The sequence below is a fragment of the Flavobacterium hibernum genome (assembly GCF_000832125.1).
Classification (GTDB): Bacteria; Bacteroidota; Bacteroidia; order Flavobacteriales; family Flavobacteriaceae; genus Flavobacterium; species Flavobacterium hibernum.
Map to the genome: position 1 here is coordinate 196,638 of NZ_JPRK01000013.1, position 13,645 is coordinate 210,282.

7 protein-coding genes are annotated in these 13,645 nt (G+C 32.9%); 4 read left to right on the forward strand and 3 right to left on the reverse strand.

Annotated features, from left to right (window positions below; translation table 11 throughout):
* Window positions 1-58 precede the first annotated feature (58 nt).
* Window positions 59-1,744: a tetratricopeptide repeat protein gene (locus tag IW18_RS16200; RefSeq protein WP_123902491.1), complete on the reverse strand. Its 1,686-nt coding sequence runs from the start codon at window positions 1,742-1,744 to the stop codon at window positions 59-61.
* Between the two features lie 316 nt (window positions 1,745-2,060).
* Between IW18_RS16200 and IW18_RS16205 the strand changes: the two genes are divergently transcribed.
* Complete coding sequence (locus IW18_RS16205; protein ID WP_041518925.1) at window positions 2,061-6,818, forward strand: gliding motility-associated C-terminal domain-containing protein; 4,758 nt, start codon at window positions 2,061-2,063, stop codon at window positions 6,816-6,818.
* Between the two features lie 22 nt (window positions 6,819-6,840).
* Window positions 6,841-7,782 (forward strand): PorP/SprF family type IX secretion system membrane protein, encoded by a 942-nt coding sequence (locus IW18_RS16210; RefSeq protein WP_084607967.1) that lies wholly within the window; start codon window positions 6,841-6,843, stop codon window positions 7,780-7,782.
* 89 nt (window positions 7,783-7,871) lie between these two features.
* On the opposite strand, the gene IW18_RS16215 is transcribed toward IW18_RS16210, so the two are convergent.
* Window positions 7,872-10,046 carry a TonB-dependent receptor gene (locus IW18_RS16215; protein WP_084607968.1) on the reverse strand — a complete coding sequence of 725 codons (2,175 nt, stop codon included), beginning with the start codon at window positions 10,044-10,046 and terminating at the stop codon, window positions 7,872-7,874.
* Between the two features lie 437 nt (window positions 10,047-10,483).
* On the opposite strand from IW18_RS16215, the gene IW18_RS16220 reads away from it, so the two are divergent.
* Entirely contained in the window at window positions 10,484-10,732 is a 249-nt protein-coding gene (locus tag IW18_RS16220) for a hypothetical protein (RefSeq protein WP_041519026.1), read from the forward strand.
* 142 nt (window positions 10,733-10,874) lie between these two features.
* On the opposite strand, the gene IW18_RS22970 is transcribed toward IW18_RS16220, so the two are convergent.
* Window positions 10,875-12,587: a carboxymuconolactone decarboxylase family protein gene (locus IW18_RS22970; RefSeq protein ID WP_084607969.1), complete on the reverse strand. Its 1,713-nt coding sequence runs from the start codon at window positions 12,585-12,587 to the stop codon at window positions 10,875-10,877.
* A gap of 158 nt (window positions 12,588-12,745) precedes the next feature.
* On the opposite strand from IW18_RS22970, the gene IW18_RS16230 reads away from it, so the two are divergent.
* The gene (locus IW18_RS16230) at window positions 12,746-13,639 is read left to right on the forward strand and encodes a helix-turn-helix domain-containing protein (protein ID WP_041518927.1); all 894 of its coding nucleotides are present in this window, start codon (window positions 12,746-12,748) and stop codon (window positions 13,637-13,639) included.
* Window positions 13,640-13,645 lie beyond the last annotated feature (6 nt).

Genomic DNA, 13,645 nt, shown 5'->3' on the forward strand with positions numbered 1-13,645 from the left:
TAAATGATTGTAAAACTATAGAGAAGAAGTTTTTTAATTCTTCTCTATAGTTTTTAGTTTACAAGGTTTTTGAACTTATATGTTCGAAAAGCAAATCGAATTTGTCTCCAAGTTTTTTCTTAAGGCGTTGCTTCGATTTTTTAACCGCTTCAGTTGTAATTCCTAATAATTCGGCGATTTCGGTATTATTAAATTGTAGTTTTTGCAATAATAATATTCGTTTATTAGAATCTGTAATTTCAGGAAAATCTTCTTCCAGTAAACGATAGAATTCCGGATATTCTTTCTGAAATTCTCTCTTAAAACTATTCCAGTTTTCATCAGTCATTAAATGCGATTCCAGTAAAGTACTTAAATTTCCTTTTTCAAGACTATGAGATGGTGATTGTTTAATTTGCTCAATCTCATGTTTTAATCTCTTGATTTGATTGTTTTTATCTTTTAGATAGGCAACATGAGAGTTTAAGTTTTCGTTTACCTCAGATAATTTTTGTTCGCTTTTAAATTTTTCAGTTTTTAAAGAAGTAACATTTTGCTTGTATTCAAATTGCCTTTTTTTCAAATGTTTCTTAAAAATAAAGTAAAGAGTGATAAGCAATACAAAAGCCAAAATGGTAATAATTGCATAAATGTTTTTAACAGAAGTTTCGTGTTTGTATTGCGCTTTTGTACGGTTTATATTTTGTTGAAATTTTGTTTTCTGAATCATCCAGTTTGACTTATTAATAGCCATATCGCCATCTTTGGTTTCCAGAGAATCCTGAAGAATAAGCATTCGTCTTCTTAACATCAGTTCATTATCCGTTTTACCTTGTTTTTGCAAAATTTCTAATTGAATCTGAATTATCTGGAGTTCAGATTTTTCAAAATACTGTTTTGAACGGGCAATATCTTGTGCATCATTTAAAACTTGAATTGCCTCTTCAAAATTTTTGTCAGCCACATACAATTCTGCCAATAGGATAGAAGCATACATTGTATTCTGGTCGCTTTTTTGAGATTTTGAGATGCTAATGTCTTTTTTAACTAAAGAAATAGCGGTTTTAAAATCCCCTTTTTTCTGTTTTACGACTGCTAAATTTCCAAGAGCTTTAGCATATCGAACCTCATCCTGAACTTGTTTTGCTAAAGTAGCAGTTTGTAGAAAATAAGATTCAGCATTTTTTAAATCTAACGTATTTAAATAGTTAATACCAATATTATCAAGAATTGAGGCATACTCCGCAGTCTTTCTTGAAGTATGTTTTTTGGCAAGATTTAAGTAATAAGTAGATTCTTTATAGTCGCCAAGCGTTTGCATAATCCATCCAATTTTTTTGAAGGATTCACCGGGTTGAATAATTTTTTCTGACGTTAGTTTCTCAATTTGATCAAGTACTTTAAGCAATACAGGAGTCATCTGGATATAATTTCTGTAGTGATAAAGATAACTTACATAATTGAGCTGAGTCCAGATTTCAATATTTAGCTCATTTAAAAGTTTGGCTTTTTTAATAGATTGTAAATAGTAAAAATCGCTTTTGTTGTTTAACGAGTTGTAAAAATCGCTATATCCGTTGGCAAGTAACGCTTCGTAAAAAACACTGTAATATTTATTTTTAGTAAGAGGTTGTAGGTAGTTTTTTAAGGCGATAGTATCCGTATCAAAAGATTTTTCCTGCTCTAAAATTGCCTCAAAATTTTTGCTGTTAATTTCAAAAGAGGACACTCGGATTTGAGCATTTTGTGCCTTTAGTTGAAACACAAAAAAAAGTAAAAAGATACAGTAGGTTTTTTTTAAAAGCATTTGGTTCTTGGCTGTAGTATTTGTTTTTGGGATTGTAAAAATAGTAAAAAAAATAACTTTAGAGTAAGGAGTACTTTATAATAAGCTGATTTTGCAGGTTTTCGAAGTTTAAAATGTCCCCCTTTTGTCCCCCCTTGCTTTTATTGAAAGTATAACTGATGCTTTAAATTTGTCAATATACTCCTCATGTTTTTTTTAGATAATTTCAATTGTTAAATAAAAGATATTTAGAGTTGGTGTTTTTAGAAATCACTATTAACTTCTCATTTTATATATGAAAAAAAAAATACTATTCTTCTTATTATTTAGCATATTAAAACTTCATAGTCAAACAACCGCTGGATATTTAAGCTCAACCATTGAACCTTGGGGATTGCCTACAAATATTAATGCAATGAATACCGTTTATGGCTCAGATTGGTCTCAGTATAATTATAATACAGTAAACGTAACTGCTCTTTTTGATGCTAACAGAAAATTTATTTGGATAGAAGGTAGTAATAGTAGTACTAGTCAAATGATAACTTTTCTTACCGATAATGCTACAATCATAGAAAACTGGGTTAATGCAGGAGGAACTTTACTGATAAACGCAGCTACAAATTTAAGTTTACCACCTTATAATGTAGGTTTTGGTGTTACTAGTGAGTTTATTTATTCGTTAACTGCAGTAGCAGTAGACAATTCTGATCCTTTTTTTACTTTATCTCCCTATCAGCCTGTAACAGTTACAAATTATCAGGGACAAGCCATTGCACACAATACTTTTTCTGGTGTAGGATTAAACAATATTTTAACTTCTCCTTTAGGAGCAACAATTTTGGCCGAAAAGAAAATAGGTTCAGGATTGGTTCGTTTTTCAGGATTAACAACTCCATGGTTTGAAAATACAACTTGGGGACCAAAAGTTGAAATACTAAATTTATTGTATAGAATGATAAGTAAGCTTACAAGTGAATCTGGTATTACAGTTATAAACCCGGTAACAATGGTTTGTGGGGGCGAATCTGATGCTGTTCAGTTTACTATATATGATGATAAAACATCGCCCAATAATCTTATTGTCTCCACAACTTCTTCAAATCAAACTCTTATTCCCGATACAAATTTAGTACTTTCAGGTACAGGCGCTTTGCGTACCCTTGATTTGACAAGTATTGTAGGTCAGTCAGGAACGACAACAATATCAGTAAAGATAACAGATGAAGATGCAAATACTTATACTCAAACTTTTACAGTGACTGTTAGTGATACTGAACTTCCTGTTGTAAAAACAAAAGATATTACAGTTCAGCTAGATGCAAATGGAAATGCAACTATTACGGCCGATCAAATCGATAATGGTTCGACAGATAATTGCGGTATTGCTTCGAAGACGCTTGATAGAACTAATTTTAGTTTTGACGATTTGGGAGAAAACACTGTGACATTAACTGTGAAAGATTTAACGGGTAATACAAGCACAAAAACTGCCATTGTAACAATTCCTTTAAAATGTCCTACCGATATTATCGTAAACAACAATGATCTGAATAAATGTGGTGCTATTGTTAATTATAATTTTGAAAACAAACAAACAAAAGCACTCATTCTAGGTGGATATAATTATGATTTGGGCTCGGATGTGAAACAGAAATTAGAAAACACTCGTGAATTTGATGTAGTAGATCTGATAGATATATCGACTTTTACCCCTGATTTAGCAGTTTTAAAAAAGTATGATGTTATACTTGTTTTTACTTCTTATGGTATTATTGGAATGCCTAGTCTAGGTGACGTTTTGGCTCAATATATTGATAATGGTGGTGGTGTTGTAGACGCTGCTTTTGAGAATGGCAACCAAGCTATTAATGGGTTGTATAATACAGCTGCATATAGAGTTCTTATTCCAGACAATAATGTTCGAAAACCATTCTCTAGCTTGGGTACAATCGATTCTCCAAATCATCCGATCATGAATAATGTGGAATCATTTAATATAGGATCATTCGGCCACCGATCCGGCTCTACACAAATAGCTCCTGGCTCTTATGTAGTTTCACGTTATGACGATAACGCCATGTTGGTTATTGCAAGAGAAAATGTAGGTTTAAAGCACGCAAGACGTGTGAGCTTGAATTTTTTCCCCATTTCAACCACGGCGCTTAACCAAGGTTGGGATGCATCTACAAATGGGGATGTAATAATGGCAAATGCTTTAAAATGGGTAGGAAGATCTTTAATAATAAAACGAATTGCCGGATTGCGTAGTGGAAGTTTATTTCCGGTTGGAACCACCACAAATACATTTGAAGTTACAGATAAAAATAATGTTATACACACTTGCTCCTTTAAGGTTACCGTAAAAGATACTGAAGTTCCTATTGTAGTAACAAAAGATATTACGGTTCAATTAGATGCTTTAGGAAAAGCATCCATAACCGAATCTCAAATTAACGACGGTTCAACGGATAATTGCTCGATTGATAAAATAACTTTAGACAAAACCACTTTTGATTGTACAAACATTGGAGTAAATACAGTAACACTTACAGTTTTAGATGTTAACGGAAATTCGGATTCAAAAACTGCAATTGTAACTATTGAAGACAAAATAAAACCAATAGTTGCCACAAAAGATATTTTGGTGCAATTAGACGCTTTAGGAAAAGCAACTATAGCCGAATCTCAAATCAACGACGGTTCAACGGATAATTGCTCGATTGATAAAATAACTCTAGATAAAACCTCTTTTGATTGCTCTAATATTGGTGTAAATACCGTAACACTTACAGTTTTAGATGTTAACGGAAATTCGGATTCTAAAACTGCAATTGTTACGGTTGAAGATAAAACAAAACCAACAGTTGCCACAAAAGATATTTTGGTGCAACTAGATGCTTTAGGAAAAGCAACTATAACCGAATCTCAAATCAATGATGGTTCAACGGATAATTGCTCAATTGATAAAATAACGCTGGATAAAACAGATTTTAATTGTTCGAATATTGGCGCAAATACAGTAACACTTACAGTTTTAGACGTAAACGGAAATTCGGATTCCAAAACAGCAATTGTTACAGTTGAAGATAAAATAAAGCCAATAGTTGCCACAAAAGATATTTTGGTGCAATTAGACGCTTTAGGAAAAGCATCTATAACCGAATCTCAAATCAACGACGGTTCAACGGATAATTGCTCAATTGATAAAATAACGCTGGATAAAACCGATTTTGATTGTTCGAATATTGGCGTAAATACAGTAACGCTAACAGTTTTAGATGTCAATGGAAATTCAGACTCCAAAACTGCAATTGTTACCATTGAAGATAAAACAAAACCAATAGTTGCCACAAAAGATATTTTGGTGCAATTAGATGCTTTAGGAAAAGTAACTATAACCGAATCTCAAATTAACGACGGTTCAACTGATAATTGCTCGATTGATAAAATAACTCTGGATAAAACTACTTTTGATTGCTCTAACATTGGTGCAAATACAGTAACACTTACAGTTTTAGACGTCAACGGAAATTCGGATTCCAAAACAGCAATTGTTACGGTTGAAGATAAAACAAAGCCAATAGTTGCCACAAAAGATATTTTGGTGCAATTAGATGCTTTAGGAAAAGCAACTATAACCGAATCTCAAATTAACGACGGTTCAACTGATAATTGCTCGATTGATAAAATAACGCTGGACAAAACCTCTTTTGATTGCTCGAATATTGGCACAAATACAGTAACACTTACAGTTTTAGATAAAAATGGAAATTCAGCGTCAGGAACGGCTGTCGTGATTGTAGAAGATTTGATTGCCCCAAATGTTATCCCCAAAAACATTACAGTCCAACTTGATGTTACAGGAAAGGCAGAAATTGTTCCGGCGCTGATTAATAATGGTTCAACGGATAATTGCTCGATTGACAAAATTACTTTGGATAAAACCACATTTGATTGTACCAATATTGGTGCAAATAATGTCACTTTGACCGTTACAGATGTTAATGGAAATTCGGCTTCAAAAGTTGCGGTTGTAATAATAGAAGATAAAATTGCGCCTATCATAGTTACACAAGATATTACGGTTGAATTAGATACTACAGGAAATCTTATCATAAATGAATCACAAATTGATAATGGTTCTACCGATAATTGCAAAATCGCAACAAGAGTATTAGATAAAACCACATTTGATTGTACTAATATTGGTATAAATACAATAACATTAACCGTTACAGATTCCAGCGGAAATTCGGCTTCGAAAACCGCAAACCTTACAATTTTACCGCTTTCTATACCAACATTTTTTAATACTACCCAAAGTTTTTGTGTGGTAGATAATGCGAGTGTTGGCGATATCGAAGTAAAAGAAACCAATGTAAAATGGTTTAGCGATGCTAGTTCGTCTCAGCCATTAGCATTAAATACGTTACTAAAAAGTCAAACATATTATGCGGCAAATTTTAAAGGGAGTTGCTATAGCCAAAAAGTTCCTGTAACTATAATTGTGAACGATGCTGCGGCTCCAACAGGAAATTCTGTTCAATATGTTTGTAAAGAAAAAGAAACCTTAATTACAGATCTTGTTACCAATGAACAAGAAATTCTTTGGTACGACAGAGCTTCAGGAGGTAGTCCGCTAAACGGATTTACGGTTTTAGAAGATAAACATAAATACTACGCGGCATTTGTAGGAGCAGAATGCGAAAGTTCTCAAAGGCTTGAGGTCGAGGTTATTTTTCGTTATTGTGATGTTGTCGTACATAATGGTATATCAGCCAATGGTGACGGAGTAAATGACTTTTTTGATATTGAAGGTGCAGATACTTTTAAAGACAATAAACTGGAAATTTTTAACAGTTGGGGAAGTTTAGTTTTCGAAACTACAAGTTATGGAAAGGAAGATAATAAATTTAAAGGTTACGCTAATAATGGGCTCGGAGGCGGGAATGGTTTGCTTCCGTTTGGGACCTATTATTATGTATTTAGTTTTACAAACCATGACAATAGTCGCATAACAAAAAAAGGCTTTTTGCACTTAAATCCTTAAACCTACAAATCGAATTATACAAATGAAACTTAAATATATACTTGCCATACTAGTTACTTTTACTATGTTTTCGGGCAACGCACAACAGGACGCTCAGTTTTCAGATTATAAAATTAATATGTCGAGTTTTAATCCTGCTTTTGCGGGTTTCTTTGACGGAAGCATTTTATTACTTAATCGCTCGCAGTATACTGGTTTTGAAGGCGCTCCGGAAACTCAAAACCTTAATGTAAATATTCCTCTTACCATGAATATGGGAGCAGGGTTTAATGTAATAAACGAAAAAGCAGGAGTAACCCAACAATTAATCGTAACCGGAGACTATTCTTACACTATCTATACAAATGATATAAACATGCTTACTTTTGGTCTAAAAGCAGGTTTTAATAGCCTAAATGTCGATTATACGCGACTTGATTTAGGCAATTCTAATGATGACAGTTTCAGGAATAATATAAACAATCAAATAACGCCACGAGTAGGATTAGGTTTTCTATACAATACACAGAGTTGGTTTATTGGAGTATCGTCTCCAAATTTGATTAAAGAAAAATTTGATCCCGATGTTAAGGAGGTTACACTTTCGGCCAAACCTCAAATTTACTTTACAACAGGATATCAGACAGCGCTTAGTGATGACCTTCTTTTTAAACCTTCAATATTGGCAAAAGCAGCTTCAAATGTACCTTTTGCAATAGATTTTGCTTTTAACTTTGAGTATATGCAACAATTTCGTTTTGGAGTTTCATACCGATTAAATTCTGCGGTGACCGCCATGATGGGAATTAATATATTACAGGACTTTCAGGTAGGATACGCTTACGATTATAACACAAACGATTTGGGTAAATATGCTCAATCGTCTCACCAGTTTTACCTTAAATACATTTTTAAACAAGCCAAAAACATGCGTCGCAATTGTGGTTGCAGTTTTACTGATCCGGTAAACAATATTGGTTTTTAAGAAGATTCCAATAAAAAAAGAGCCTCCCAAAACATCTGATTTTTGGAGGCTCCTTTAAGATCTTTTGATTATGTCATTTTAAAGAAATTCTAAAAAGCTTGTGCAAAACTAATTGTTAGGCGCGTACCATTTTCTTTTACATAATTCATATTGCTCGACTGCCATTGCGAAATAACTGTGTAATAATCTTTATTAAATAGATTTTCGACTCCCAAGCGAATAGTGCTTTTTTCTTTGAAAGTGTAACTCGACGAAAGATTAAAAGCCGTAAAAGATTTTATAGGTCCCGTTCCATAAGTATACGCTCCATTTACAGGTTGAAATCTGTCTCTACCAGTAGTGCTAATCATTTGTAGAAAAATAGACCAATCTTCTAAAGGTCTAAAAATAGTATAAGCAGTTATTTTTGGCGGATTGATACGATCTCCACCTAAGTAAACTTTTTTGTCTGTTAGTTCACGTTTTCCTTCGGTAAAAGAATAATTCGCTCCAATATCCATTTTCGAAAAAAGACGATATTTTGCTGACAATTCAAAACCATAAATTTTTTCAGGTGAGCGTGAAATCTGCGGATTTCCATCAATATAAACATACGAAGCTCCTAATTTTGATGTGCTATAATATACCGCTCCTTCATAAGAAAGTTTGTCCAGAGATCCAGAGAAACCAAATTCATAATTATTTGCCGTAACAGCTTTTATCGAAGTATTGCTTACCGTATTTTCTTTTGCAGCACGCAAAACCAAACCTAAATCGGCCACGCTGAAACTCTGAGAAAAACTAACAAAAGGTTTAAATAAGCTCCATTTCGTATAACGTAATCCTGCATTAAACATAAGAGCATTAAAATCTAATGCTCCGCCATTTACGGCAATACCACCCCCAACATAAGTTCCGTTTACATAATTACGAATACCAATAGTAGTATAATCCGGGACATCAATATTTACGTTTTCAAGCCTTAAACCAGTTTTAAAAACCAGATCTGGACCAAACATGTTTTTAAGCTGAAAATAAGGAGCTAAATTGTTCATCTTCATTTCAGGAATTACCAATCGTCCATCAGTAAGATGTGTATCAGTAATATCCGAAAGAATATCTAATCCATACGTTAAATTACCAGATATAAGAGAACTAAATTCATATGGTGTATTTAAATTTAGGCGAAAACCCAGTTTCTTACTTTGTGTAGCAGGTTGTCCGTTATTTTCAAAAAAGTCACTATAGTTAATTAACGTAAGATAATCTTGAAAATAAAGCGTAGCATTAACATCAGTATTGCCAATAATGTTTTTTCCAATATAGCTTAAACTTGCGTTATGATTGTATGGAGTCCCTTCAGGCTCGCCCGGGCGTTGTCCTTTAACCCCAATAGTTGGCGAATCAAAATTACCATAAACACCTGCTTTTGCAACATAATCAGTATGTTGCGTACTTTGGAAATAGTTATACATTACTTCCAATCGATTATTTGAATTGATATCATAACCAATTTTCGCAAAAGCATTGTAGTTTTTAAGATCATTCATACCATATTCCGGCGAAAGCACGCGACCTTTGGCATCACGATAAAGACCCGTTTCTTCATAGCGACCGCTAACAACATAATCTATCTTTTTTACTTTTCCGGAAAATAACTGAGACACAAAGAAACCAGCCGTTTCTTTTGGTTTTACAAGAGAGAAATTTGTTCCAACCTCAGTCGATCCGCTTATGGTTTTGTCTGTGTTTGCCTTTTTTGTAATATAATTTATCAAACCACCATCTGCGCCATTTCCGTAAATAGCCGTTGCGCCTTTAATTACTTCAACACGATCTAAAACAGTAGGATCTAGAGAACGCATATCTTTAGCACCATCTCTTAAAGGTGTAGATTGCGGAATACCATCGATCATAACCAATACACGACGACCACGTAAAGTCTGACCTAAATTTTGAGTTCTATTAGTCGTAAAACCCAAACCTGGTACAGATGCACCTAAGATGTCACTAAGATTAGAACTTATGCTTAATTGTTGTTGTATTTGCTTTTTAGACAATAAAGTAACTGAAGACGGAACTTCGTCTAGAATTTCTGCTTTTCTAGAGGCAGAAACTACAATTTCTTGTAATTCGTTATCAGCTTCTTTTTTATCTTTTAAGACAGTATCCTGATTTTTAACGTTTTTATCTTTTTCGGTTTTAGAGTTTGTTTTAGAAATTTGCTGAGCAGAGAGCGAACTCATAGCGAGAAACACTAGAAGTAGAGTAGAAATTCGTATCATTTGGTTATTTAGACTTAATTAAAATAGCAATACAAATATATAAAAGCAATTAAAAACGGGAGCAGATAATGCAGCTGTTTTTATTAAAAAAAAACGAAATTTATATTGATAGTGTTGATAATCAGTGTGTAAAAGAGGTGTTTTTATACCGATAATTTTAGCTTTAAAGTTAATTTTAGTAAGACAATTAAATTAAAAATGAGTTTTTTAGGACAAATTAGACCCTTGTTTATTGCGTTTGGAAGTAATACAAACTAATTTTTAAAGTTGGATTCTTAGATTTTTGAAACATTTTATATCGATTAGAAAGAAACTGAAGCTTTTTTTAAATTTGTTAGTAAATAATAAATTATCGTCTTTTTTTTAACAGATGAAAAAATAAATTATATCTATATTTGATAAGAATAGGATCATTTATTAATTTAAAAATATTTGGAATGGAAAGAGCTATAAAACTAAAAGTTCGTAAGGAGTTGGATAGTAAACAACAATTGAATATAATTAAATTAAAAGGGAGTTTAATTTCTAAAGGATATACCGAGATTATTCATATTCTGGATCAGGATGATGAATTTCATATCAATTCTTTTGAAACTCCAGTCGAAACAAAAACGGAAGTTCAGGAATTTATCAATGCATTTATAATTAAGGAGGATTTGGCTGATACAATATCGCTTTTTAGATAAATCTTATTACCAGTATAATCATAGTATACAAAAACCTCCATTAGAAATAATGGAGGTTTGTTTTTTATATCGATACAACTTCAAATTTGATCTGCATTGAGTCTGAATTTTTAAAAACATCAATTCCTTATACAAACAAAAACTATAAAAATTTTGTATAGAATTGAGTTAGTTTAGTAACCGCTTGATCTACATATGCAGGTTTCCAATACGTTTCGATATGAGTTGCACCTTCAATAAGAAATAGTTCCTTGTTTTTTGCATTAGTTGATTTAGCAAATGCATCTTCAGACATATAATAAGAGTCCGCTTTACTGCCTGCAATCATCAGTAAAGGCTGTTCAATTAAATCCATGTTTGTTGACGCATCCCAAGTCATTAAATCCAATAAACTGCTTAAAGTATATTTTGCGCTAGAATTTGGATGAGGGTAAGTTATCGAATAATATTCAATTCCTTGTCGGTACAAATCAACAGGAATACTTGCAATTTGTTCCTTAGTTAAAAGAGTTGTACTATTGTTTGCATATAAAATTTCGCCTCCTGCAGCTTCTTGCGCTCTTGCATCCGAAGCTTGTTTTAATCGTTCTTGAATTGTAGAAATTTGAGAATTCATGTAACCGTTACGTCTTACAAGTCCCGAGTTAAACATGCTCAAAGTAGCTACAGATTTAAAACGTTTGTCTGATTGCGCTGCTTTTAAAGAGTAACCGCCACCGCCACAAATACCAAGTAAACCAAGTCTTGAAGCATCAACGCCAGCATATTGAGAAATAAAATCAGCCATCGAATAGATATCTTCAATTCGGTTTGCTGGTTTATCTACATTTCTAGGAAAACCGCCGCTACCGCCTTGATAAGCTGCATCTGCCGCAATGGTAATATAACCTTGTTCGGCTAAGTGTTGCGCATATAAACCTGCAACTTGTTCTTTTACACCACCGTTTGGATGCGCAATTACAATGGCTGGATATTTATTTGCCGGATTATAATTGGGCGGTGTATAAACGTTGGCAACTATAGTGATATCTTTAATTTTGTAGCTAACAGGGTTAATGTTTACTCTTCCTTTTACATTTTCTGTAAGAGCGCCATCATATACTAATGTATATGGGTTTTTGGTATTTTCATTATTTTTCATATTAATATTTTTTAAAATTTCTTTCATAGAACTGCTTTCTGCAGGACCTACTTTATTTTTAAGAATGTCTGCTATAGTATATAATTGTGTTTCCGTAATCCCGTTATAAATACCAACATTAATATGAGAACGCAGTTGTGGTTCGGCATTGCCTAAACTTGCCAATGTAGTTATAGTTACTATTTCGCGGGTTTTAAAATCTAAAATGTCACGACTGAAAATATCTGCAAAAAGATGTTCCTTTAAAAAAATATCAATAATTGGAGCAAAATCAGCAGTACTTGTTTTCATCTCCTTGCCTAAAAGTTTAGTTTGCAATGCCGTTCCTCTTTTTAGTTTGTTTTCATTGGCTGCAATAGAAGAGGGCGTTTTTCCAATTTCATCGTGAATTCCATTCTTTTTGCGTTCTTCCAGAACCGTAATAAAAGTACTTAATGCATTAAGTGAGCGCGGAAAACCTGCATAAGCATATATTTGAACTATTATTTCTTTGATTTCGTTAATGTTTAAACCAGCATTTAATCCGCTGTTCAATGCAATGCGAAGTTGTTGAGTGTCGCCTTTGGTTGTAAATGCGGCAATAGGAATTATACTTTGTTCTTTATTAGTTAATGGTTTGTCAGTTTTCATGTTGGTCTGAGCGTTTAAAGAAGTTATAACTCCAAGTTGAATTGTTAAGACTATTAAGAAAGAAATATGTTTTATCTTTTTCATATTCAGTTGTTTAAATTGATAAAGCAAATTTCGATAAATTAAAAAGTATGGAGCTTATATCAATTACGGAATTACTTACCAATATTACGGATTGAGAAATGTTTAAGAAAAAGCGGTTATTTATTTTATAGCTTTGTGTAAAGAAAACCATATTTACGATGGATGATATTATAAATTTTGATACCATAAGCCAGTACAACGCTTTTAATAAACAAGAAACTTTACACCCTTTAATAAGTCTTGTTTATTTAGATAATGCAGCGCCAAGACAACAACGAAAATTGAATTATAGTTTTTACACTGTTTTTCTCAAACAAGTTTATTGTGGCGATTTGCGTTATGGACTGAGTAATTATGATTATGAGCAGGGAACTTTAATTTTTTTGGCACCGGGGCAGGTTATTGGTCAAAATAGTGACGAATATTATCAACCTCAAGGTATTGCATTGGTATTTCACCCAGATTTGCTTCACGGTACATCGTTGGGGAAAACGATACAGAACTATAGTTTTTTCTCTTATTCTTCAAACGAATCACTTCATTTATCCGAAGAAGAAAAACAAATAATTTTAGATTGTTTTACTAAGATTAATTACGAATTGAAACACGCGATTGACAAACATAGTAAACATTTAATTGTAGCAAATATTGAATTGTTTTTAGATTACTGCACGCGTTTTTACGATCGCCAGTTTATAACCAGAGATGTAGTTCATGTTGGAATTTTAGAGCAATTTGAAGAACTGCTTAATACCTATTTTTCTTCTGATAAACCTTTAAAAATGGGACTTCCTGCGGTTGCTTATTTTGCCGAAGAACTTAATTTATCGGCTAATTATTTTGGAGATTTAATAAAAAAAGAGACAGGCAAAACGGCACAGGAATACATACAATCTAAAGTGATTGAAATTGCCAAAGAAAGAATATTTGACCAAAGTAAATCTTTAAGCGAAATTGCTTACGCGCTAGGTTTTAAATATCCACAGCACTTTACCAGATTGTTTAAACAAAGAGTTGGAGTTGCACCAAAAGAATACAGAGCCTTGAATTAAATTTTA